The organism is Streptomyces sp. NBC_01723 (assembly GCF_036246005.1).
GTDB lineage: Bacteria > Actinomycetota > Actinomycetes > Streptomycetales > Streptomycetaceae > Streptomyces.
Window position 1 is genome coordinate 45,136 of sequence record NZ_CP109171.1, and the last position, 23,317, is coordinate 68,452.

A 23,317-nucleotide genomic window follows, 5' to 3' on the forward strand; every position below is an offset into this window, starting at 1 on the left:
CGTGACGACTCCCCTGAGGAGAACAACAGCATGACCACAGCTATGCGCGACGTGCCCCGTTCCGGGAACCGGGACGAGCGCCAGGGCGCCGCCATCGTCGTCGGTGCATCTCTCGCGGGTCTGATGACCGCTTTGGCCCTGTCGCACGCCGGAGTCGACGTGACGATGCTGGAGCGATCGGGAGCCGCCCCTCGGGCCCGGAAGGGGGCTGCTCTCGGCGGGGTGAGTGAGGGCCTCCTCAGCAGAATCACGGGATCTCGTCACGCACACGGCGGTTCGGCGCCACTGAGTTCAGTGGCCCCCGGTGTGCAGAGCTGGATGGCGGTCCACGCCCGGCTCCGGGCGGCCGCCGACGCCGACCCCTATATCGAGCTGCGCCCCCATACGCTCGTACGGAGCGTCGACCAGGACGCGGATTCCGCGTGGGTGATCACCTCGGACCAGCAGACATTCCGAGGTGATGTCGTGATCGGAGCGGATGGCCACGGAAGCGTCGTGCGCGTCGGCGTCGCACCCGACAAGCCCGACGCGGCGTTCGCCGGCTACCTGATCTGGCTCGGCCTCACCAACGAGTCCTCGCTCGCGTCCTCGCGCCGCCTGCCGCGGGACGTCGACATCCTCAGTGGCGGAGAGGACTATCTCCTCGGCTACCCACTGCCCGGCCCCGACGGTTCCGTCGCCCCGGGCTCGCGCCAGGTCGGCTGGGCCTGGTACGACGCGAGCCACAACAATCTCCTATGCGAAACGGGCAGTGTTGTCGGCAACGTCGTGCGTCGGTCGCTCACCTCCGGCGACATACCGGAGGCGACCTTGCGCGAGCTCGCGGACAAAGCCGAAGACCTGTGGCCGTCGCCCTGGCGTGAGGCCATCCTCGATTGCATCGAGCGGCGTGCCGTCATCGGCACCCCCATCGCCGAGTACGTCCCCGATAAACTCGTTAACGGGCGTCTTGCCCTGGTGGGAGATGCCGCGCATGTGCCGACGCCGATGACCGGCTCGGGCTTCAGCGCATCGCTCCACGACGCCGAGGCCGTCGCCGAATCCGTTGCTGCGGGCGTGCGCGGATCGACGGTGGCGCAGGCTCTCGGAGAGTACGAAAGGAAGCGGCTCGGCAACGTCCGCGGCATGGTCCAGTCGGGCCAGCAGTTCAGCCGCTCTTTCACCGGCCGAGCCGCCTGAGCACATCCCTGGCGCCGGCGTACCACCGGAACCGAATCCACACGTCACCAGCACACCGGCGTCGACGACTCAGACGTGGACGGGTTGAAGCCAAGGTCTCATCTGGTCGTCGGTGGCACAGAGCCGGCGTCCACCACGTCGTCTACCCAGAGCACGACATGGGCCAGCGCGTCACCCACCTCGTACGAGGCCGGAAGCTGGACTACATCGAGTTCGAGGACGACTTCGCCATGGTCAAGACCAACCCTCCGGCCGACATCATCGGCCTCCTCCTGTCCAACAGCGCCGTCCGCACCCGTTACGGCATCACGGTCGTCGCCATCAAACTCCCCGGCGAAGGCTTCACTCACGCCACCGCCGAAACCGTCGTGGAAGCAGACGGCACCATCATCGTCGCCGGACGCACCCGCGCGACCGAACGCTTGAGCGAACTCCAGTAAGCGACGGCAGGCGGCTGCGGGTCGGTGCGGTCGTCGCATGCACCGGGGCGCGCATGGACCTGCGCGGCACCGGCGGTCCCCTGGTGCGCTGCCTGCTGGAGCAGGGTCAGGCCCGGCCCGGTCCGGCCGGTGTCGGTCTCGGCACCGGGGAGGAGGGGCGGCTGGTGCCCGCGGCGGGTGTGCGGGGTGTGCGGCTGTGGACGATCGGGGCCCTGCGGCGGGGGAACCTGCTGGAGACCACCGCCGCTGCGGAGATCCGGGCGCAGGCCGCCGAGGCCGCCGGCGCGGTGCGGGAGGCGCTCGCCGTGCCCCGGGCTTCCCGGCCGGCCGCTGCGGGCAGCGGCTGAGGGGCTCGGCCGGGCCTCCAGCCGGAGTCGACGGATCGCCCGCCGGTTGTTGAGGCGCTTGGGTCAGGGTGGCGGTGAACGGGGTGGGCCGGCGAAACGGAGACCGTCATGCGGGCACGGCAGGCACCGGCCAGGGCCATGAGGGCGCTGGGCCGCGGTTTCGGCGAGGGCGTCATGTGGATGGGGTTCGGATGGTTCGGGGCGCTGCCGCCCCGTCCGTGGTCCGGGTACGCGTTGCCGCTCGTCGAGCAGCCGTGTCTGCCGCCTCTGTCGCAGGAGGAGTTCGTGCGGTGGACGGCGCCGGTCAAGGACCTGTGAGAGGTGGCCGCGGTGTGCGGCCTGCCAGACGTTCCGCCCGAGGACAAGCCGACGAAGAAGGAGACCCAGGTGAGGCGCACCGGGCCGGCCGCTGCTCATGTTCCTGTGCCCAAGCGGCGCATTCTCAAGCTGTTCCGTCCCTACCGCAGGAGCCTGCTGTTCGTCGGGGTGCTGGTGGTGGCTTCGTCGCTGGTCTCTCTCGTCAATCCGTTCCTGATCCGCGAGATCATCGATGTGGCGCTGCCGCAGGGCAGGACGGGGCTGCTGTCCGTGCTCGCGCTGGGCATGGTCGTCGTCGCGGTCGCGAACAGCTCGTTCAACGTGTGGCAGACCTATCTGTCCGCGAAGGTCGGCCAGCTCGTCATGCACGATCTGCGGACCGCCGTCTACTCCCATCTGCAGCGCATGTCGCTGGCCTTCTTCACCCGGACCCGTACCGGTGAGGTGCAGTCGCGGATCGCCAACGACATCGGCGGGATGCAGGTGACGGTGACGACGACGGCGACGGCGCTGGTGTCGGACGTGACCACGGTGCTCACGACGGTCACCGCGATGGCGCTGCTCGACTGGCGGCTCACCCTCGCCTCGCTGTTCGTGCTGCCGGGTTTCGTGTGGGTGAGCCGTCATGTCGGGGACGAGCTGCGGGTCCTGACCCGTGCGCGGCAGCGTCAGTTCGCCGACCTGTCGTCGAACGTCCAGGAGTCGCTGTCGGTCAGCGGGATCATGCTCGGTCACACCATGGGCCGTTCGCGTTCGCTCAGTGACGCGTTCGCGGGGCAGTCGCGCAAGCTGACCGACATCGAGGTGCGGGCCAGCACGGCGGGCCTGTGGTATCAGTCCACGATCTGGATCGTGATGGCGGCCATGCCGGCGGTGATCTACTGGGTGGCGGGGCTGAGTGCCGGCGGCGGCCACATGTCCGTCTCCATCGGTGCGCTGGTCGCGTTCGCCACGCTCCAGCAGATCCTGTTCCGGCCGGCGCAGCGGCTGCTGACGATCGGTCTGGACATTCAGAGTTCCCTGGAGTTGTTCGGCCGGATCTTCGAGTATCTCGACCTGCCCGTGGACGTGGCCGAGCCGGAGCGGCCGGTGGTGCCGGCGAGTCTGCGGGGCGAGGTGCAGTTGCGCGGGGTCGGTTTCCGCTATGCGGGGGCCGAGCGGGCGACGCTGGAGGGTGTCGATGTGACGGTGGGCGCGGGGCGCAGTCTCGCCGTCGTCGGGGAGACCGGGTCGGGCAAGACGACGCTGAGTTACCTCATTCCGCGGCTGTACGACGCGACGTCGGGCGTGGTGACGATCGATGGTGTCGATGTGCGTGACCTGTCGTTCGACACGCTTGCCGCCGCTGTGGGTGTGGTCTCCCAGGAGACGTATCTCTTCCATGCGTCGGTCGCGGACAATCTGCGGTTCGCCAAGCCGGACGCGAGTGACGAGGAGCTGGTCGCGGCGGCGCGGGTGGCGCACATCCACGACTATCTGATGTCGCTGCCCGACGGCTACGACACGGTGGTGGGCGAGCGCGGGTACCGGTTCTCCGGCGGGGAGAAGCAGCGGCTGGCCATCGCACGGGCGATCCTGCGTGATCCGCCGGTGCTGGTGCTGGACGAGGCGACCAGTGCGCTGGACACGCAGACCGAGCGGGCCGTGCAGCAGGCCGTCGACGCGGCGAGCGCCGGCCGTACGACGATCACGGTCGCGCACCGGCTGTCGACCGTCCGCAACGCCGACGAGATCCTGGTCCTGGACGGGGGGCGGGTCGCCGAGCGCGGCACCCATGACGAACTGCTCGCCCTGGGCGGTCATTACGCGACGCTGGTGCGGCGGGACGGCGAGATGGCCGTGGTGTAGGCGGGCGCCTGGCCGGGGGGTGTGCAGTCGGCCTCGAGCGGTTCTGGAGGGGTCATTGCCTACGATCCGGCGCATGGAGACCGCGTCTGCCGCAATACCGGATCCGTACTCGGTCGGCCGGCGCACCCTGCTGCGCGGTGGTGCCGTCGCCGGGCTGGGTGCGTTCGTGTCGTCGTCGTCCGTCTTCGCCTCGCCCGGCCCGGTTCCGGCCGGGGGCGCCGAGCCGTCGGCGGACGGACTGCTGCTGACGAAGTTCAAGGACCCGCTGCGCACGCCGCCGGTGCTGCGTCCGCGTGAGCGCGGCGGGTTCGACGAGCTGACCGTGCGGATGCGTACCGCCGACGTCACCGTGCACTCGGAGCTGCCGGCGGTCCGGATGTGGACGTACGAGGGCAGTTATCCGGGTCCGACGATCGAGACGGTCCGCGGCCGGCGGCTGCGGGTGGCCTGGGAGAACGCGCTGACGGGGAACATCCCGGTCACCGCTGTGGAGTTCGGGCGGCCCGGCGGCCCCATGCCGGATCCGCTGTCCAACTATCCCGGCACGGACGGCTGCCAGGAGGTGGCCGGGGTGGCCGGTCTGGGGCCGTGGGCGGCGGTGCATCTGCACGGCATGCTGACCGGTGGCGGCAACGACGGCTGGATGGAGAACCTGCTCGCTCCGGGCGAGGTGCAGTTGTCGGCGTATCCCAACGACCAGGCCGCGACGACCCTCTGGTATCACGATCACACCCATCACGTGAGCCGGTTCAGTGTGTATGCGGGGCTGGCGGGTCTGTTCGTGTGCCGCAACGCCGAGGAGCGTGCCCTGGGGCTGCCGCGGGGCCGGTTCGAGGTGCCGCTGGTGCTGAGCGACCGCAACTTCGATCTGGACGGGTCGGGGGCCATGGCCGGGCGTCTGGTGCACAAGGTGGAGATGGTCAATACGAAGCTCATGCGGGCGCATGCCGCTCCCTACACCCTGGTCAACGGTGTGGTGTGGCCGTATCTCGAGGTCCAGCCGCGCTGGTACCGGTTCCGGATCGTCAATACGGCCAACTCGCGGATCTACCGGCTGATGCTGCTGGCGGACGGCGCGCCCGTGGCGGGCGCGTTCCAGGTGATCGGGACTGATCAGGGGCTGGTCGGCAGGCCGCTGCCGGTTCAGGGGGCGTTGAACCTCTCCCCCGGTGAACGCGTGGACGTGCTGGTCGACTTCGGTGCGTTGCGCGGCCGGTCGGTGAAGCTGGTCAACACGATGGACGGTGTGAGCCCGGGTGGTTCCAGTGTCCGTGACGACCTGCTGGAGCCCGATGTGATGCAGTTCCGTGTCGCGGGCCGGGGATCCGGCGGGCGGTTCACGCTGCCCCGGACCCTGTCGCCCGGCTTCGAGCGGCCCACGCATCACGATCTGCCGCACGGCGGGCGTCCCCGGTGGGTGGTGCTGGTCGGTCCGGGTGCGGCGAACGTGCCCGAGCTGTGGGAGATGGAGGAGGTGGAGGCGGCCGAGGCGGAGCAGATCACCCTGCCCTCGGCGGGTGTCGTCCAGGTCCGGGACGGCGAGGGGGTGGTGACCACGCTGCGGCGTACGGCCATGGCCTACGACGACGGGAACGCGTTCACCGTGGCGCACGGCGGTGTGGAGATCTGGAAGTACCTGAATCTGGCCGCGTCGCCGCATCCCATGCACATTCACCTGGCGCACTTCCATGTGCTGTCCCGGGAGCACTACGACGTGAGCGGTTTCGACCGGGTGGTGCGGGGTTCGGCCAGGCCGGCCGCGTTTTTGGGGGCGGCGCAGTTGGAGGCGCACGAGCTCGGGGAGAAGGACACCGTCCGGGTGGGCACGGCCGGCCGGATCGTGCCCGGGCCGGAGGGGACGCCGGGTGAGATGGTCACCGTGGCGGTGCGTTTTCCCGTGGTGGGCCGTGGGGTGCACCACTGTCACATGCTGGAGCACGAGCAGCACATGGTGCGTCCGCTGGTGGTCTCTCCGGCCGGTCACCGGCACGTGGGCGGCCACCACTGACACGGCGTGTGCCCGCGGCGGTGGTCGGCGCGGGCACACGGCGGGCAAAGCGTCGGGGGTGCGGTCAGGCGGCCTTGCGGACGATCTCCACGGGGCCGGCGTCCAGGAGGGCGCGCACGGCGCCCTCACCGCCCGCGACGTCCAGCGACATGTCGTGGAGCCGGCCGATGACGTTGCGGACGACCTTTTCCGGCTGCGTCTTCTCGGTGCCCTCCCAGACCAGCTCGGGGAAAACCGTCAGGTAGACCTTGTCGTTTCCCTGGCTGTAGATGTTCACTTCCATGACGTCACGAAGGGCCATCCGGGCTTCGTAGATCAGGCTGTTCATGTGCCACCGACTTCCGGTATCCGTTTCTGGGGCTTCCTGGCCACACGTACCGGACCCATGATGGTCAGCGGCCGAACGGTGCGCAACGAGGCCCAAAGAATACTCTGTTCAACTGCGGGAATTCCGCGATTGAACGGGATTGCCAATTAACGATGTTTGACAGAGAAAGGCCGCCCTGCGGACCATCGGCAGTGTTCGCACATGCTGCTGGCCGCGTCCCACGAAAAGCATCCGGAGTGCCATGAAAATCCTGTTCGTCACCACAGGCAGCCAGGCCACCTACTACGCCGCCGCTCCGCTGGCGACGGCCGCGCGCAACGCGGGCCACCACGTCGTGCTGGCCGCCCACGAGCCGTGGGTGGAGACCGCGGAGGCCATCGGTCTGCCCACCTTCTGCTTCACCGTGGACCCGATCCGGCACTTCATGCGGGTCACCAACCCGGGCAAGGGGCTGCGGTTCCCCCGGGAGCTGGGCGACGAGGAGATGCTCGGGCAGGGCCGCGGCTTCGCGAAGATGGGCCTGGCGGGCGTCGAGTCGCTGCTGGAACTGTCCCGGGACTGGCGGCCGGACGTGGTCGTGGGCAGCTCGCAGAGCTACGCGGCGATGCTGCTGGCCGCCCACCTGAAGGTCCCCTACGTGCGCCACATCGAGTACCTGGGCATTCCGCTGACCGGGATCGACCCGGGTGCCGAGGCCGAGCTGCGGCCGGAGATGGAGCGCCTGGGCGTGGACGGGCTGCTCGAGCCCGACCTGCTGCTCGACTCGACGCCGCCCTCGCTGCGGCCGGCCGGCGATCCGGCGGCGCAGGCGATGCGCTGGATCCCCAGCAACCCGCAGCGCCGGCTGGAGCGCTGGATGTACACCCGCCCCGAGGGCGGCCGCAAGCGGGTGGTGATCACCTCCGGTTTCCGCAGTCTGATGTTCCGCGACCCGGGCTGGTCGATGCCGCTGCTGGTCAAGGAGCTGGACAAGCTGGGTGCCGAGACGCTGATCGCGGCGAACCCCGGCGCGGTGGGGCGGTTCGGCGACCAGCTGGGTGACGCGCGCGTGGGCTGGATCCCCATCGACGTCACCGCCGCCACCTGTGACCTGGCGGTCCATCACGGCGGTGCGACCACCGCGACGACGCTGATGGCCAACGGGGTGCCGCAGCTGGTCATCCCGGAGAACCCGCCGGAGTTCCCGCCGAACTACCACCGGGAGGCCATCGCCAAGGCCATCACCGGCTTCGGTGCCGGCAGGACGCTGTGGCCGCAGGCCCAGGAGCCGGACAAGGAGCCGGGCGAAGTGATCGCCGCGGCCTGCCGGGAGCTGCTGGAGAACCCCGGCTACACGGAGCGCACGCAGTTCCTCGCCAAGGAGATCTCGACGCTGCCCACGCCCGCCGAGATCGTGCCCAGGCTGGAGGCGCTGGTCTGAGGGCCGGCCACGTTCACGGCCGGCACGCGCCCGCGCCCCGGGACCGCGGAGGGTTCTCCGCCGGTCCCGGGGCGCGGGCGCGTGGTGCGGGCTCCCGCTCAGCGGGCGGCCAGGGCCTCGATCTCGCGCAGCACCTCGTCCGGGGTGGGCAGCGCGGCGCTGTGGGCGGCGAGGGTACGGGTCCGCTCGGCGTACGTCGGGTCGGCGAGGATCTCCCGGCAGGCCGTGACGGTCACCTCGTCCAGGTCCTGCCCGTCCTGGGGCCGGTCGCGGTCGACCATCACGGCGGCGCCGTAGCCGCTGACGGCCTGGGCGACGGCCTTGCCGTAGCCGTTGTCGGGGACGATCAGCTGGGGCACGCCGGCGTGGATCAGTGTCATGGCGGTGGTGGCGCCGCCGTGGTGGACGGCCAGGTCGCAGGTGGGGGCGACGACGTCCAGGGGGATCCAGCCGATGCGTACGCCGCCGAGTTCGGCGCCGTAGCGTTCGGCGGCCTCGGGCAGGGCGGCGATCAGCACCTCGGCACCCGCCCCGGTCAGGGAGTCCACCAGGCGGCGCAGCGAGCTGCCGGGGGTGTCGAGCATCAGGTTGCGGGTGCCGGCGGTGATCAGCACCCGGCGCCGGCCGGCGGGGCGGGTGTACATCCACGGCTCGACGCGGCGCTGGCTGACCCGGGGCACCCAGCGCATCGACCGGGCCGCGGAGGCGCCCGGCGGGCGCAGGGCGGGCGGGCACAGGTCGACGAAGAGGTCGGGCTCGGGCAGGCCGGTCAGTCCGAGGCGCTGCAGCTGCGGCTGGAGTTCGGCGATGGCGGTGCGGTCCCGGCGGGCCATCGGGGCGATGTACCAGATGTGCCGGACGAAGGGGACCTTGAGGCGGGCGGCGAGGAGGCGGGGGACGTGGGAGAGGCCGCCGACGACCAGGTCCGGGGTCCACTGCCGGGTCACCTCCAGCAGGGCGTCGATGCGGTCGGTGGCCGTCATGGCGTCCTGGCCGTAGCGCATGCGGTCGGGCGTGATGCAGACCGCGGGCAGGGCGACGGACTGGGCGGCCGCCATCAGTGGTTCGTCGGCGGCCAGCAGGATCTCGTGGCCGGCGTTGCGGGCGGCGGCGGCGAGCGGGGCGACGCCGAAGACGGCCGCCTGGCTGCCCCCGACGGTGAACAGTATTTTCATGGCTGTCGCACTTCTTTTCGTGGTCGGGTCGGGTGCGCGGACCGCGCGGGCGGGGCGGAGTCAGCCGGCCTGGGCCATTTCCATGACGTAGCGGCCGTAGGAGGAGTTCGCGAGGCGGCTGCCGAGCCGGTAGCAGGACTCCTGGTCGATGTAGCCCATGCGGTAGGCGATCTCCTCGAGGCAGGCGATGCGTACGCCCTGGCGGTGTTCCAGGACCTGGACGTAGTCCCCGGCCTCCATGAGCGCGTCGTGGGTTCCGGTGTCGAGCCAGACGAACCCGCGCCCCAGCGGCACCAGCCGGGCCTGGCCGCGTTCGAGGTAGACGCGGTTGAGGTCGGTGATCTCCAGTTCGCCGCGTTCCGAGGGGCGCAGGCGGCGGGCGATGTCGACGACCTGGTTGTCGTAGAGGTAGAGGCCGGTGATGGCCATGTTGGTCTGCGGGTCGGCGGGCTTCTCCTCCAGGGCGACGAGCCGGCCCTGTTCGTCGAGGGTGCCCACGCCGTAGCGCTCGGGGTCGCGGACCGGGTAGCCGAACAGGACGCAGCCCGTGAGGTCCTGTGCGGCGCGCTGGAGCATGGGCCCGAACTCGTAGCCGTGGAAGATGTTGTCGCCCAGGACCAGGGCCACGGAGTCGTCGCCGATGTGGTCCGCGCAGACCAGGAACGCGTCGGCGAGGCCGCGGGGTTTGTCCTGCTCGGCGTAGGTCAGGGTGATGCCCAGCCAGGAGCCGTCGCCCAGCAGCCGCCGGAACATGTCCGAGTCCTCGGGCGTGGTGATGATCTCTATTTCGGTGATCCCCGCCAGCATCAGGGCCGACAGCGGGTAGTAAATCATCGGCTTGTCGTAGACCGGGAGCATTTGCTTCGAAACTCCGAGGGTGATCGGATGGAGTCTCGTGCCATTGCCGCCGGCCAGGATGATGCCCTTCACCGTGGCGCCTCCTCAGTGACTTCGTGCCCAATTAGGCGTGCCACGCACTTTATCGGGGGCCGGTGTCCGCCCGGAAGTTTTCCCCGCGGCGGTGCCTTCGCATTCGGTGTTGTTGACAGGCACGGGCCCGCGTACTCAGGCTGGCGGCATACCGGTTCAGGCATTCGTATTTACTGACGTCGTTTAGGTGGGCCTGTGGAAATCGAAGATCTGACGCCCTTTCTCGAATCCGGGTCGAGGGCCGGTATCGGCATCATGGGGTGCGCCGACATCGCGGTGCGCCGGGCGCTGCCGGCGATCGGCCGCTCCCCGTTCCGTCTGGCGGCCGTCGCGAGCCGTTCCCGTGAGAAGGCTGAGGGTGTCGCGGGTGGCGCCGGCTGCGCGGCCGTCGAGGGGTACGAGCGGCTGCTGGAGGCGCCCGGTGTCGACGCGGTCTACATCCCGCTGCCGAACAGCGAGCACGCCAAGTGGGCGCGGCGGGCGCTCGAGGCGGGCAAGCACGTGCTGCTGGAAAAGCCCGCCGTGCCCGACGAGGACAGCGCCCGGGACCTGGTCGCGCTCGCCGAGGAGCGCGGGCTGGCCGTGATGGAGAACTTCGCGTTCCTGCGGCATCCCCAGCACGCGCAGGCGCGGGCCCTGGTGGACGGCGGGGCCATCGGTGAACTGCGGTCCTTCAACGGGTCGTTCGGGATCCCGCCGACCGATCCCGGCCAGATCAAGTACCAGGCGGAGCTGGGGGGCGGGGCGCTGTGGGAGGTGGGCTGCTATCCGGTGCGGGCGGCGCAGGAGTATCTCGGTGCGTCGGCGCGGGTGCTGGGGGCCGCGTTGCGGTTCGACGCGCAGCTGGGCGTGGACGTGTCCGGGGTAGCGCTGCTGGGTGACGACGACGGGGTCAGTGCGCACTGCTCGTTCGGTCTGTCCCACGGCTACCGCTCGACGTACGACCTGTGGGGCAGTGAGGGGCGGCTGGTGCTGGAGTGGGCGTTCACGCCCTCGGTCGGTGCCCGTCCGGTGCTGCGTCTGGAGCAGAAGGACCGTCAGACGCGGATCCTGGCCGCGGCCTCGGACCAGTTCGTCGGTGTGTTCACCGCGTTTCACGCGGCGGTGGCCGATCCGGCGGCGCGGGCGGTGCACCACGGTGATCTGGTGCGGCAGGCGCGGCTGATGGCCTGTATCCGCGCCCGCGCCCTGGTCGGGGCGGCCGGGTGAGCGGGGTCCGGTGAGAGCACACCGCGGCGGCCGGCCCCCGAGGGGCCGGCCGCCGTGGTGTGTCCCGCTACTGTCCGGCCCGTGCCGCGGCGGGCGGGCGCGGCGGGCACTGCTGCCAGGTGGGCAGCAGGCCGGCCGCGGCCGCCTGGGCGAGGGTGGGTGCCGCGGCGTCCTTGTCCGAGCGGATGGGCGGTGCGGTGAGGTTCCAGGGCAGGGCGAGTGCCGGGTCGAGCGCGTCGATGTCGATCATCGATCCCGGCACGTACTCCTGGGAGCACAGGTAGCTCATGCAGGTGTCGTCGCTCAGGGCGAGGAAGGCGTGGCCGACGCCGTCGGGCAGGTAGACGGCCGTCCCGGTCTGCGGGCTCTGGTGGGTGACGTCGTAGTGGCCGAACGTCGGTGAGCCCACCCTGAGGTCGACGGCGATGTCCAGGGCGCTGCCGCGCACGCAGGTGACGAACTTCGCCTGTCCGGGCGGGAGGGTGGTTCCGTGGATGCCGCGCAGGGTGTTGCGGTGGGAGACGGAGTAGTTGACCTGGCGGACCGTGAACTGCCAGCCGGTCTGGGCCAGCAGCAGGTCGGCCCGCACGGATTCGAAGAAGTGGCCCCGCCGGTCGCTCAGGGGCTCGGGTTCGACGCGGTAGGCGCCGGGGACCGTCATTTCCGTTATCAGCACCGGTGGCTCCTCGTCCCGTCAGCCGGCGGCCGGCGCCGCGGCGGCGCCGGCCGCCCGGGCGATCCGCTGCCGCATGGAGGCGGTGTCGTTGGTCCGCGGGAACGCCTCGCGCGGGGTGTCGACGCCCAGGAAGTCGCACAGCGGCTCCCAGCCCTGGCGCACGTCGTAGACGAGGACGTTGTCCGCGCCCAGGGTGCGTACGACCTCCTCGTTGTGCCGGTGGTAGACGTCGACGGCGTGGTCTTTGTCGGCGAAGCGGCCGCCGAACAGTCCGTCCCAGACCATGGTGTTGGTGATGCGGAACAGGCGTGCCTGCGGGCTGCCGGGCTCGGGCGGGTTCGCCGTGCTGCGCAGGGCGAACTGGTAGAGGGTGTCGTGGGTGCTGCGGTACCAGCTGTCGGGGTCACGGACCGTCAGGACCACCTTGGCGTCGGGGAACGCCTGGCTGATGGGCCGGTAGTGGACGGCGCAGGGGCCGTCGACCGCGGAGCCGTAGCCGTCGAAGACGGCGGCCCAGTCGGGCCTGTCGCCGTCGCAGACGATGCGTTCCCACTGCCGCAGCCGGTCGGTGTCGCCGACGATGTCGAACATGTGGAAGCAGGGGCCGAGACCGAGCCGGTCCAGGGCCACCTTCAGTGAGGTCGTGCCGGTCCTGCCCAGGCCGGCGTTGATGAGCTTGAGCACAGTGCTCTCTCCCTTGTCTCAGCGCCAGGCCGCGGCTTCCTGGCGGGTGGCGACGTTCACCCGGTTCCAGAAGTTGACCAGGCCGATGTGCATGACCAGCGCTCCGAGCTGCTCGTCGGTGTAGTACTGGGCGGACTTCTCCCAGATCTCGTCGGAGGCCATGTCCTGCGGGTCGGTCATCAGGGTGACGGCCTCGGCCATCTCCAGCGCGGCGCGTTCGGCGTCCTCGAAGCAGGTCTCGGTGCGCCAGCCGGCCACCCGCGGCAGGCGCTCGTCCGCCGCCGCGTGCTCCGGGCCGTCGGGGAAGGTGTAGGTGCGGCCGTTGATCTCGCTGACGCGCAGCCGGACCAGGTCGAGGGTGGTCTGCGGCACGCCGACCCTGCCGATGACCTCGGTCAGGTCGAGCAGGGGCTGCAGGGCGCCGGGAACGACCAGGGAGGGGTTTTCCGTCCGTGGGGTCATCGGGTCTTCTCCTGTGCGGTATGCGTGGATGGGTCGGATGCTCGCGGCGGCCTCAGACCGGGATGCCCTCGATGACCGAGATCGGCGCGCTGGTGGGAACGACCCGGGTGAGTTCGAAGCCGGCCTGGGCGAACAGCTCGGCGTACTGGGCGCGGGTGCGTTCGCGGGCGCCGAGCATCAGCATCAGCCAGAGGTCGATGGTGTGGCCGAGGTGCTTCTCGTTGTTCTCCGGGACCACGTACTCCACGACGAGCAGCTTGCCGCCGGGGGCGATCGCCTCGCGCGCGTTGCGCAGCGCCGTGACGGCGTCGGCCTCGGAGAAGTCGTGGATGATGTGCTTGAACAGGTAGGCGTCGGCGCCAGCGGGCAGCGTGCCGAGGTAACCGCCGTGCTCGATGGTGAGCCGGTCCGCGACCCCGGCGGCCTCGAAGAGCGCCGGCGAGTCCACGGTCGCGATCTCGGAGTCGTACAGCACGCCCTTGGTGTCGGGCGCCTGCTGGAGGATGCCCGCCAGGAGGTTGCCGCGGCCGGCGATGACGTCCACGACGGTGCCGAACCCGGAGAAGTCGTAGGCGGCCAGGATCGGGGCGGTCTCCGAGACCGAGAGCCCCCCGAACGCCTGGAAGAACACCCGCGCGTAGTCGGGGTTGGCGTGGAAGAAGTCCAGCGCGCCCATGCCGCGCAGCTTGGGCAGGTTGGCCTCGCCGGTCTCCACGGTGTCGATCAGGTGGCCCCACTCCTCCCACAGCGTGGGGTGGTTCATCAGCAGGGCGAAGCCGCGCATCGAGTCCGTCGCGTCCTCACGGAGCTTGTCGGACAGCGGGGTCTGCTCGTACCGGCCGTCCGGGCGGACGGCGAACACCCCGTGGCCGGTGAGCGCGCGCAGGACGCGGTGGGTCGCCGTGGTGTCGGACCCGACCCGGGCCGCGATGTCCCGGGCGGACAGCGGGCCGTCGGCCAGTACGTCCGCGATGCCGAGCCGGGCCGCGACCGAAATCGCCTGGGTGATCACCGCGCCCTGGATGAGATGCAGCAGTGAGTACGAGTCGGACTGGTCACGAACCTCGGGCAGCACGGACATGCCTTTCCTTTCCAAGCGCCTCTTCTCGCGGATTCCAGACGATAGGCGGGCACTTCTCAAAACCGCAACCTCGGCATTCACGTAATTGCACGCAGGCCGTTCAACCGGGGAATGTGAGCGGTTGAACGGGCTGGGTCCAGTACCGCTCCAGCACAATTCCGGCCTGGCTTGTCAAATTGTTCCGGCCCGGCTACATCGAGGAGGCACCCGTTGCGGCACGACACCCCGACCACGGTGGATTTCTGGTTCGACCCGACCTGCCCCTGGGCGTGGCTGACCTCCCGCTGGGTCCTCGAGGTCGCCCGGCAGCGGCCCCTGGAGATCCGCTGGCACCTGATGAGCCTGACCGTGCTCAACGAGGGGCGCACCGATCTGCCCGAGCGCTGGCACCGGGACCTGGCCCTGCGGCTGGAGCCGGTGCGGGTGTGCGCCGCCGCCGAAGGGAAGTACGGTCCCGGGACGCTGGGCCGGCTCTACACCGAACTCGGCACCCGCTTCCACCTGGAGCAGGCGCCCAAGGAGCGCTCCACCTACGCGGCGGCCCTGGCCGCCGCGGACCTCGATCCCGGCCTCGCCGACGCGGCCTTCCGCGACACCTGCGACGACGCGGTGCGTGCCTCGCACCAGGACGCCGTCGACCGGGTCGGTACCGATGTGGGCACGCCCGTCGTCGCGGTGGGGGGCGTCGCGTTCTTCGGCCCGGTGGTCTCCCCCACCCCGCTCGGTGAAGCGGCGACCCGGTTGTGGGACGGCGTACGCGCCGTGGCCGCGACCGACGGGTTCTTCGAACTCAAGCGCACCCGCACCGGGAAGCCGGTCCTCACCTGAGGGGCCGCTCTCAGCGGCCCGCCGTGGTGACGGGAGGCGTCCAGCTGCCGGCCAGCCAGGTCTCCAGGGAGACGAGGCCGGGCCGGTTGCGGCGCAGTTGCTCGAGGTCGGCGCGGTATCCGTCCCGCTCGAACCAGTCGAACATGTTGGCGAGGTCGGGGCGGGCCGAGCGCAGCGGCTCGATCGGCAGCCGCTGGTAGCGGACCGGGACGCCGGCGGCCGACTCGAACGCCGCGGCCATCTGCGGCCCGGTCAGGCTGTCGCCGGCGATCTCGACCACCCGGCCCAGCCAGGCGTCCGGGTCCTCGAAGGCGTCGGCCGCGAACACGCCGATGTCGGCGGTGGCGATGAGCTGTACCGGGGTCTCGGGGTCCAGCCACATGGCAAGCACCAGCTCGCCCTCGACGGGGCGCGGGGCGATGTCGAGCAGGATGTCGTGGAACATGACCGGCCGCAGCACCGTCGTCGGCAGGTCGAGGGTGCGCAGGTACTGCTCGGTGCGGTGCTTGCTCTCGAAGTGCGGGACCCGGGTGTCGCGGTCCGCGCCGCCGACCGAGCTGTAGACGAAGTGCCGCACCCCGGCCCGTACCGCGGCGTCGGCCACCGCCCTGGCCTGCCGCTCCTCGGCCTCGACGCCGCCGGGGCCCCGGAAGGTCTGGACGCTGAACACCCCGTGGACGCCCCGCATCGCCGCCGTCAGCGACGCCTCGTCGTCCATGTCCCCGCGGACCAGGACCGCGCCCGACTCCTGAAGCTCCCTCGCCGCCGCCTTGGCGGGGTCGCGGACCAGGGCGTGCACGGTGTGCCCGCGCCGCAGCAGTTCGCGGGCCACCGCCCCGCCCTGCCGGCCGGTACCGCCCAGCACCAGGATCGTTCGGTCAAGCGCCACTGTCTTCTCCAAGTCTCGTGCCCACCGGGGCCGGCCCGGTGGTGCGGTCGGATGCGGCGGCCGCGGGGCGGCCGCCGTGCGTCGGGGGTCGGGGTCAGGGGTCGGGCGTCACCAGGGGACGGGCCCCTCGTCCGACAGGCACGCGCCCGACGGGCCCTCCTCGTCCAGCAGGGCGAGCCGGACCACGATCTCGGCCCCTTCCGCGGGCGTGCGGCGACCGCGGTGGCGGTTGAGGTCGGTGGCCACCACTCCGGGCAGGGCGGCGTTGACCTTGACCGGGGTCCCCCGCAGCTCCTTCGCGTACGCGACGGTGACCGCGTTCAGGGCGGTCTTCGAGGACTGGTAGGCGATCATGCTGACGTTCGCCAGCGGGGAGCCGGGGTCGCAGTTCAGGGTCAACGACCCCACGTGGCTGGACACGTTGACGACTCGCCCGGCCGGGGAGCGGCGCAGCAGCGGCAGCATCGCGCCGGTCACCGTGACCACGCCGAAGACGTTGGTCTCGTAGACCTCCCGCAGATCGGCAGCGCTCGCCTCGCTCGGTGCGCCGGTGAAGCCGCCGGCGGTACCGGCGTTGTTCACCAGGATGTCCAGGCGTCCGTGGCGCCGTTCGATCTCGCGGGCGGCCTCGGCCACGCAGGCCGGGTCCGTCACGTCGAGCCGCAGCGGCGTCGCGGCGATGCCGTCGGCGGCCAGCGCGTCGGCGGCCTGCTTGCCGAGCACCTCGTTGCGCGAGCCGACGAGGACGGCGATCCCCCGCTCACCGAGTCGCCGTGCGGCGGCGAAACCGATGCCCTTGTTGGCCCCCGTGACCAGGGCGACCTTCTCGACCGTCACGTCAGCTTCCTTTCTGCGGCCGGTCATGCGCGTATTCACCGTGGGAAGAAGCGAAAACCGAAGACACCCGACGATATTGCTGCGGTGCACTCTCCACGTTCAAGCGTTCACCGCCGCGTTCAAAGGCGCCGAATACGCGGTCGAACGCCTCGCCCGCGCCCGCGGAATTCGGAATCGTTGCGGCCGGACATCGCCCTGAGTAGCTTCACAAAGGCCAACCATTGCCGCAGCGCAGAGGGCCTCATGAAATGAAGAAGACTGACGTCATAGTGGTCGGTGCGGGGCCGGCCGGCCTGATGCTGGCCGGAGAGCTCCGCCTGGGCGGAGCGGACGTGGCCGTCTACGACCGGCTGCCCGCCCCGGCCGGGGAGTCTCGGGCACTCGGCTTCAACCGGCGGGCGGCCGAGTCGCTGGGGCAGCGCGGGCTGCTGGAGCGGCTGGGCGAGTTCCGGTGGGGCCCGATGGGCCACTTCGGCGGGGTCCGCTTCGACCTCGGCATGCTCGACGAGGACCACAGCGGGGTGCTGGGCCTGTCCCAGGCCAGGACCGAACAGGCGCTGGGCGGCTGGCTGGCCGACCTCGGCGTGCCGGTCCTGCGCGGCCGCGAGGTGACCGCTCTGCGGCCAACGCCCGAGGGTGTCGTGGTGTCCTACACCGGTCCCGACGGGCCCGGCGAGGAGAGCGCCGGGTATGTGGCCGGCTGCGACGGGGCGGGCAGCACCGTACGCGCGCTGGCCGGCATCCCCACCCGGGACTGGGAGCCCACCAGGGGCATGTACACCGCGGAGATCAGCGGTGTCACCCCGCGCCCCCGGCCGATCGGTGAACGGCTTCCCGGCGGCCGCATGGTGGTGTGCACCCCGCTGGGCGCGGGCCGCTGCCGCGTGGTCGTCCACGACCCCGGCCTGCCCGCCCGTCCGGAGCCGGGTGCGCTGACGTTCTCCCAGGTCGCCGACGCGTGGCGGCGGCTGACCGGCGAGTCGATCGACGACGCGGACTGCCAGTGGCTGTGGGCGTGCGGCAACTCCGCGGCGCTGGCCTCGGAGTACCGGCGCGGGCGGGTGTTCCTGGTGGGCGACGCGGCGCACGAGATCCCGCCGCTGGCCGCGTGGGGACTGAGCGCGGGACTGCAGGACGCGGTGAACCTGGGCTGGAAGCTGGCGGCGGCGGTCCGCGGGTGGGCCCCCGAGGGCCTGCTCGACACCTACCACGCCGAACGCCACCCCGTCGGCGAGCAGTTGATCCGCAACGCCCGCGCGGCGTCCAAGCTCTACCTCGGTGACGAGGCCATGGATCCGGTCCGCGAGGTGGTGGGCGAGCTGCTGGCCCACCGGGACGCCGCCGAGCAGGCCGCCGGAGTCGTGAGCGGTCTCGGTGTCCGCTACGACCTGGCCAAGGGCGAGCACCCGCTGCTCGGCCGGCGCATGCCCCCCGAGCACACCCTCGCCCTCCCCGACGGCACCCGCGCCCGCGTCGCCGAACTCCTGCGCACCGGACGCGGCCTGCTCCTGACCACCGACGACACCGCCGCACACACCGCACGCCACCACACCGACCGCGTCGACATCGTCACCGCAACCGCGGCCGGCACAGCGGCCACCACCCCCGACACCGTCCTCGTCCGCCCCGACGGCTACGTCGCCTGGACCGCACCCGGCACCACCGACGACCTCGGCCAGGCCCTCGAGCGCTGGTTCGGCGCCGCCACCCCGCAGTACGCCGACCGGTGAGCGCCCGGCGAAACCCATCGAAGAGGAGCAGACACATGGCCAGGGATGTCATCGTCGTCGGGGCCGGCCCGGTCGGGCTGATGACGGCGGGCGAACTCAAGCTCGGCGGCGTGGACGTCGCCGTCCACGAGTCGCTGCCCGCCCCGACGCGCCAGTCGCGCGGCGCGAGCTTCACCAGGCGCACCGCCGAGTGCTTCGACCAGCGGGGCCTGCTCGGCCGTCTCGGCGCCACTGAGCCCGCCGACAGCCACTTCGGCGGCATCCCGATCGACCTCGGCATGCTGGCCGAGGACCACTACGGGCACCGGGGGGTCTCCCAGTTCCGCACCGAGCGCATGCTGGAGGACTGGGTGGGCGAACTCGGCGTACCGGTGCTGCGCGGCCGCGAGGTGACCGGTCTGCGGCAGGACGACGACGGCGTCCTGGTGAGCGTCGACGGACCCGACGGACCGGCCCAGGAGCGGGCCGCCTACCTCGTCGGCTGCGACGGCGGGCGCAGCACCGTCCGGAAACTGGCCGGGATCGGCTTCCCCGGCACCGACGGCCGGCGCGGTTTCCTCACGGCCGACGTCACCGGCATCGACACCCGCAAGCGGCGCATCGGCGAGAACCTGCCGGGCGGCAGCATGGTGATGGCGATGGACCTGGAGAACGGCGTGACCCGGGTCGTCGTCCACGAGGCCGGTACGCCGCCGCCGCGCGAGCGCGGCTCACTCTCCTTCTCCGACCTCGCCGACGCCTGGCAGCGGCTCACCGGCGAGTCCATCCACCACGGGCGGTGCCGCTGGATCAGCTGCTTCACCGACGCCTCGCGGGCCGCCGCCGAGTACCGGCGCGGGCGGGTGTTCCTGGCGGGCGACGCGGCGCACGTGCAGCCCCCGGCCATGGCGCAGGGGCTGAGCGTGGGCGTCCAGGACGCGGTGAACCTGGGCTGGAAGCTGGCGGCGGCGGTCCGCGGGTGGGCCCCCGAGGGCCTGCTCGACACCTACCACGCCGAGCGTCACCCCGTCGGCGAGCAGCTGGCGCGCAACGCCCGTGCGGCGATCGAACTGCGGCTCACCGGCGAGGACATGGACCCGGTCCGCGAGGTGGTGGGCGAGCTGCTGGCCCACCGGGACGCCGCCGAGTACGCGGCCGGCATGCTGAGCAACCTCGGTGTCCGCTACGACCTGGCCAAGGGCGAGCACCCGCTGCTCGGCCGGCGCATGCCCCCCGAGCACACCCTCGCCCTCCCCGACGGCACCCGCGCCCGCGTCGCCGAACTCCTGCGCACCGGACGCGGTCTGCTCCTGACCACCGACGACACCGCCGCACACACCGCACGCCACCACACCGACCGCGTCGACATCGTCACCGCAACCGCGGCCGGCACAGCGGCCACCACCCCCGACACCGTCCTCGTCCGCCCCGACGGCTACGTCGCCTGGACCGCACCCGGCACCACCGACGACCTCGGCCAGGCCCTCGAGCGCTGGTTCGGCGCCGCCCGCACGGCCCTCTAGGCACTCTCGACCGGTGGGCCGGTCCTTCCGGCCAGACTGCCAGGCACCCGTCCGGGCGCCGGGCGCCCGGCGCCGGGACGGCCTCTACGACTCCAACCACGAAGGATCTGGTGGAATGGCTGGCACCGAACAGGATCAGGTGAGCGCAAAGCCCCATGTGGTCGTCATCGGGGGTGGTATCGCGGGACTGGCGGCGGCGTTCCGGCTCCGCAACGAGCCGGTGCGGGTGACGGTCCTGGAGGCGTCGTCCCGGCTCGGCGGGAAACTGTCGGTCTCCGAGGTGGCGGGGGTCGCGGTCGACGAGGGTGCCGAGTCCCTGTACGCCAACCGGCGCAGGACCACCGGGCTGATCCAGGACGCCGGGCTCGGCGAGACGATCATGTCGGCGGGCGAGACCGCGTCGGCGATCTGGTCCCGGGGCGGGATCCGGCGCCAGCCGGACCGTCAGTTCATGGGCGTGCCGTGCGACATGGACGACCTCGCCCGGTCCGGTGTCGTCTCCGCCGAGGGTGTCGGCCGGGCCCGGCAGGACCTCGTGCTGCCGTCCTTCGACCGGGTCGGCGACGTCTCGGTCGCGGACCACGTCGGCGGGCGCTTCGGCCAGGAGGTCGTGGACCGGCTCGTCGAACCTTTCCTCGCCGGGGTGTTCTCCGGCCGTGCCGCGGACCTGTCGTTCGAGGCCACGCTGACGCCGCTGGCCAAGGCGTCGCGCGCGCACGTCTCGCTCGCGGACGCGGCGGGCTCGCTGACGCCGGTGCTCGCCGAGGGGCAGAAGCCGCCGCCGGTGCGGGTGGCGACCCTGGACGGCGGATTCGGTTCGCTGCCCCCCGTGCTCGTACGCCAGGTGCTGGCGGCCTCGCCCGACGCGTCGGTGCGCACCGACGCTCCCGTCCGGGAGCTCACCCGGGTCGCGGGCGGCTGGCGCCTGACCGTGGGCTCGGCCGCCGGCGCGGAGCACATCGACGCCGACGCCGTCGTCGTCGCCGTTCCGGCCGGTCCCGCGGGCCGGCTGCTGGCCGGGGTCCCGGGCACCTCCGCGGCCGTCTCGGCGTTCGGGGAGGTGCCGTACTCGAGCGTGGCGATGGTGACGCTCGCCTATCCCCGCGCGGCGTTCCCCGGCGGGCTCTCCGGCCGCGGCTACGCCGGCTACCGGGTGCCCGCGGTGGAGAACAGGGCGGTCAAGGAGGTCACGTTCACCACGGTGAAGTGGCCGCACCTGGCCGGCGAGGTGGAGATCGTCCGCTGCTCGATCGGGCGGTTCGGCGAGGAGGGCCTGCTGCAGCGCGACGACGCCGGCCTGGTGGCGCTGGCGACGGCCGAGCTGGCCGAGGCCACCGGTGTCCGGGGCACCCCGGTGGCGACCCGGGTCAGCCGCTGGCAGGACGCCCTGCCGCAGTACACCGTCGGCCACTTCGAGCGGGTGCGGCGGATCCGGGAGACGGTGGCCGCCCAGCCCGGACTCGCGGTGTGCGGCGCCCTGTACGACGGTGTCGGCGTCGGCGTGTGCATGGCCTCCGCGCGCCAGGCCGCCGACCAGGTGCTGGCCTGGGTGAGGCAGAACGCCGCGGCCGGTCCGGTCGCGGTCGCAACCTGAGCCGTCCCGGCGGATGCCGAAGGGGGCCGGGCCCGGTGACTTCGGGCACGGCCCCCTTCGGTCTGCCGGGCGTGTCAGCGGTCCAGCACCGCGGCGAACGCCTTCGCCAGGACCTGCTCCGGGTCCTCGGCGGCGCCCGTGCCGCGCCAGGCGACGTGCTGGTCGGGACGGACCAGGAGCGCGCCGGCGCCGGTGATCCCCCGGACGGCCTCCCAGCCGCCGTCCGCGTCGGCGTACTCACCGCCGTCGCCGATGCACACCGTGGCGACACGGACCGAGAACTTCTCCGCCACCCGCGCGACCGCCTCGCTCCACGGCGTCCCCTGCGGGCCCGTGATCAGCGTGAAGCCGGTGCTGTCCGTGGTGTCGAGCGTGGACAGGCGCCGTCCGTCGCGGGTGATCCAGGCGTGCGGCAGCCGGTGTCCGGGGCGGGACGTCGGCCGGTGCTCGTTGCGCATGGGGACGCGGGCCGGCGCCTCGCTGCCGTCCGGGACGAGCGCGCCGTCCTCGTAGTGGAAGCCGACCTCCATGTCGAGCGACTGGCAGCCCCCGCGGTGGGTGTGGAAGATCTCCAGGGCGCGCGCCCGCACGGTGTCACCGAGCGGCGAGGGGTCGAAGTACGACTCGAGCCGCTGCCTGCGGCGCCCCGCCGGGATGTTGTGGCCGGCGCCCACGGCGTCGATGACCGCCTGGTGGTGGACGGCGGCGGACACCGCCCAGTCCACGTTCTCCCGGCCCACGGGCCGGCGTTCGCTCTCGTAGGTGTCGATCAGGCCTTCGGTGGCCCGGCCGCCGAGCACCGCGGCCAGCTTCCACGCGATGTTGTGCGCGTCCTGGATGCCGGTGTTGAGGCCGAGGCCGACGGCCGGGGGCTGGCGGTGCGCGGCGTCGCCGGCGATCAGCACACGGCCGACGCGGTAGCGGTCGGCGAGGTGCGCGTGCACGATCCAGTCCGTCACCTGGTGCACCGTCACCTCCAGGTCCGGGATGCGCAGCAGCTCGCGGATCCTGGGGACGACCGTCTCGTTGTCCCAGCGTCCGGGCGGGCCCGGGGCGAAGTGCAGGCCCCACTGCTCGCACGCCTTGCCCCAGCTCGGCCCCATCTCGATGAGGTTGCTGGACAGGTCGGGGTCCTCCGGGCTGAGGAAGTGCGTGATGAGCGTGCCCTCCTCCCACCACGGGGACAGATCGGCGGAGAAGTACGCGGTCGTGGTGTTGACCAGCCCGGGCGGGCCCTGCATCTCGATGCCGACCGCGGCTCCGACCATGCGGCCCCCGTCGGCCCCGATGAGGTACTTCGACGTGACCGTGGTGAGCTCCCCGGTGTCGAGGTCGCGCACCTCGGCGACGACGTGGTCGCCCTCGTCGGAGAAGGAGATCACCTCGTGGTGGAACAGGATCCGGCCCGGATTGCGGTCCTCCGCGTGCCGGCGCAGGATCGGCTCCAGCCACATCTGCGGCAGCTTGGCGGGCAGCACGGGTCCGGCCGCCGCGTAGGTCCCGGTCAGTTCACCGCCGCCGAAGGCGTCCATCTCGTGGATCAGGCGCCGGTCCAGCGGCCCGTCGCCGGCGAGCGTGGTCTGCCAGCGCACCTTGCCGAACTTCTCCAGCGGTGCCGCCTCGGCGAGCACGTCGTCGGCGACCGCGTGCTGGCGGAAGATCTCCATCGTGCGCTGGTTGAGGTAGTGCGCCTTCGGAACCCTCGACGTGTCCGGGTGCCGCTCCACCAGCAGATGATCGACGCCCTGGTCGGACAGGAAGACGGAGGCGGACAGACCACATCCGCCACCGCCCACGATCAGAACCGGAACCTCGACTGATCCCATGGTCGT

22 protein-coding genes are annotated in these 23,317 nt (G+C 71.8%); 12 read left to right on the forward strand and 10 right to left on the reverse strand.

Annotation, left to right across the window (positions count from 1 at the left end; translation table 11 throughout):
- The first annotated feature begins 30 nt into the window (after positions 1-30).
- The 6 genes from OIE75_RS00215 (at position 31) to OIE75_RS00240 (ending at position 6,140) form a co-directional block, all read left to right on the forward strand.
- The gene (locus tag OIE75_RS00215; RefSeq protein WP_307017581.1) at positions 31-1,179 is read left to right on the forward strand and encodes an FAD-dependent monooxygenase; all 1,149 of its coding nucleotides are present in this window, start codon (positions 31-33) and stop codon (positions 1,177-1,179) included.
- 158 nt (positions 1,180-1,337) lie between these two features.
- Positions 1,338-1,619 (forward strand): TrkA C-terminal domain-containing protein, encoded by a 282-nt coding sequence (locus tag OIE75_RS00220; RefSeq protein ID WP_329468905.1) that lies wholly within the window; start codon positions 1,338-1,340, stop codon positions 1,617-1,619.
- A 53-nt stretch (positions 1,620-1,672) separates the two neighbouring features.
- On the forward strand, positions 1,673-1,966 hold the full coding sequence (locus tag OIE75_RS00225) for a hypothetical protein (protein ID WP_329468906.1): 294 nt from the start codon (positions 1,673-1,675) through the stop codon (positions 1,964-1,966).
- 108 nt (positions 1,967-2,074) lie between these two features.
- A complete protein-coding gene (locus OIE75_RS00230; protein ID WP_307017575.1) occupies positions 2,075-2,284 on the forward strand; it encodes a hypothetical protein in 210 nt (69 codons plus the stop codon).
- A 69-nt stretch (positions 2,285-2,353) separates the two neighbouring features.
- Complete coding sequence (locus OIE75_RS00235; RefSeq protein WP_329473906.1) at positions 2,354-4,132, forward strand: ABC transporter ATP-binding protein; 1,779 nt, start codon at positions 2,354-2,356, stop codon at positions 4,130-4,132.
- Between the two features lie 73 nt (positions 4,133-4,205).
- Positions 4,206-6,140, forward strand: a complete 1,935-nt coding sequence (locus OIE75_RS00240; RefSeq protein ID WP_329468909.1) for a multicopper oxidase family protein — start codon at positions 4,206-4,208, stop codon at positions 6,138-6,140.
- 64 nt (positions 6,141-6,204) lie between these two features.
- Here the strand turns inward: OIE75_RS00240 and OIE75_RS00245 are convergent, their stop codons facing one another.
- Complete coding sequence (locus tag OIE75_RS00245; protein ID WP_329468910.1) at positions 6,205-6,468, reverse strand: hypothetical protein; 264 nt, start codon at positions 6,466-6,468, stop codon at positions 6,205-6,207.
- A 241-nt stretch (positions 6,469-6,709) separates the two neighbouring features.
- Between OIE75_RS00245 and OIE75_RS00250 the strand changes: the two genes are divergently transcribed.
- Positions 6,710-7,888, forward strand: coding sequence for a glycosyltransferase (locus tag OIE75_RS00250; RefSeq protein WP_329468911.1), 1,179 nt, complete (start codon positions 6,710-6,712; stop codon positions 7,886-7,888).
- A gap of 98 nt (positions 7,889-7,986) precedes the next feature.
- On the opposite strand, the gene OIE75_RS00255 is transcribed toward OIE75_RS00250, so the two are convergent.
- On the reverse strand, positions 7,987-9,063 hold the full coding sequence (locus OIE75_RS00255) for a glycosyltransferase (RefSeq protein WP_329468912.1): 1,077 nt from the start codon (positions 9,061-9,063) through the stop codon (positions 7,987-7,989).
- Positions 9,064-9,123: 60 nt separating this feature from the next.
- Entirely contained in the window at positions 9,124-9,993 is an 870-nt protein-coding gene (gene rfbA, locus OIE75_RS00260) for a glucose-1-phosphate thymidylyltransferase RfbA (protein ID WP_307017560.1), read from the reverse strand.
- Positions 9,994-10,188: 195 nt separating this feature from the next.
- On the opposite strand from rfbA, the gene OIE75_RS00265 reads away from it, so the two are divergent.
- Positions 10,189-11,202 carry a Gfo/Idh/MocA family protein gene (locus OIE75_RS00265; protein WP_307017558.1) on the forward strand — a complete coding sequence of 338 codons (1,014 nt, stop codon included), beginning with the start codon at positions 10,189-10,191 and terminating at the stop codon, positions 11,200-11,202.
- Between the two features lie 67 nt (positions 11,203-11,269).
- Here the strand turns inward: OIE75_RS00265 and OIE75_RS00270 are convergent, their stop codons facing one another.
- Genes OIE75_RS00270 through OIE75_RS00285 form a run of 4 tightly spaced genes read right to left on the reverse strand, consistent with a single transcriptional unit; the run spans position 11,270 to position 14,105 of the window.
- Positions 11,270-11,878, reverse strand: a complete 609-nt coding sequence (locus tag OIE75_RS00270) for a dTDP-4-dehydrorhamnose 3,5-epimerase family protein (RefSeq protein ID WP_307017556.1) — start codon at positions 11,876-11,878, stop codon at positions 11,270-11,272.
- Between the two features lie 18 nt (positions 11,879-11,896).
- Positions 11,897-12,562: a sulfotransferase family protein gene (locus OIE75_RS00275; protein ID WP_307017554.1), complete on the reverse strand. Its 666-nt coding sequence runs from the start codon at positions 12,560-12,562 to the stop codon at positions 11,897-11,899.
- A gap of 18 nt (positions 12,563-12,580) precedes the next feature.
- Positions 12,581-13,024 (reverse strand): carboxymuconolactone decarboxylase family protein, encoded by a 444-nt coding sequence (locus tag OIE75_RS00280; protein ID WP_307017552.1) that lies wholly within the window; start codon positions 13,022-13,024, stop codon positions 12,581-12,583.
- A gap of 52 nt (positions 13,025-13,076) precedes the next feature.
- Positions 13,077-14,105 (reverse strand): methyltransferase, encoded by a 1,029-nt coding sequence (locus OIE75_RS00285; protein WP_307017550.1) that lies wholly within the window; start codon positions 14,103-14,105, stop codon positions 13,077-13,079.
- Positions 14,106-14,315: 210 nt separating this feature from the next.
- On the opposite strand from OIE75_RS00285, the gene OIE75_RS00290 reads away from it, so the two are divergent.
- Positions 14,316-14,933, forward strand: coding sequence for a mycothiol-dependent nitroreductase Rv2466c family protein (locus tag OIE75_RS00290; RefSeq protein WP_329468916.1), 618 nt, complete (start codon positions 14,316-14,318; stop codon positions 14,931-14,933).
- Between the two features lie 10 nt (positions 14,934-14,943).
- On the opposite strand, the gene OIE75_RS00295 is transcribed toward OIE75_RS00290, so the two are convergent.
- Entirely contained in the window at positions 14,944-15,822 is an 879-nt protein-coding gene (locus OIE75_RS00295) for an NmrA/HSCARG family protein (RefSeq protein ID WP_307017546.1), read from the reverse strand.
- A gap of 108 nt (positions 15,823-15,930) precedes the next feature.
- Positions 15,931-16,686, reverse strand: a complete 756-nt coding sequence (locus OIE75_RS00300) for an SDR family oxidoreductase (protein ID WP_329468917.1) — start codon at positions 16,684-16,686, stop codon at positions 15,931-15,933.
- A 221-nt stretch (positions 16,687-16,907) separates the two neighbouring features.
- Between OIE75_RS00300 and OIE75_RS00305 the strand changes: the two genes are divergently transcribed.
- The 3 genes from OIE75_RS00305 to hemG all read left to right on the forward strand — a co-directional run bounded on the left by OIE75_RS00305 (position 16,908) and on the right by hemG (position 21,485).
- Complete coding sequence (locus OIE75_RS00305; RefSeq protein ID WP_329468918.1) at positions 16,908-18,389, forward strand: FAD-dependent monooxygenase; 1,482 nt, start codon at positions 16,908-16,910, stop codon at positions 18,387-18,389.
- A gap of 35 nt (positions 18,390-18,424) precedes the next feature.
- Positions 18,425-19,891 (forward strand): FAD-dependent monooxygenase, encoded by a 1,467-nt coding sequence (locus tag OIE75_RS00310; protein ID WP_329468919.1) that lies wholly within the window; start codon positions 18,425-18,427, stop codon positions 19,889-19,891.
- Positions 19,892-20,006: 115 nt separating this feature from the next.
- Positions 20,007-21,485, forward strand: a complete 1,479-nt coding sequence (hemG, locus tag OIE75_RS00315) for a protoporphyrinogen oxidase (protein WP_329468921.1) — start codon at positions 20,007-20,009, stop codon at positions 21,483-21,485.
- A gap of 74 nt (positions 21,486-21,559) precedes the next feature.
- Here the strand turns inward: hemG and OIE75_RS00320 are convergent, their stop codons facing one another.
- Entirely contained in the window at positions 21,560-23,311 is a 1,752-nt protein-coding gene (locus OIE75_RS00320) for an FAD-dependent monooxygenase (RefSeq protein WP_329468922.1), read from the reverse strand.
- Positions 23,312-23,317 lie beyond the last annotated feature (6 nt).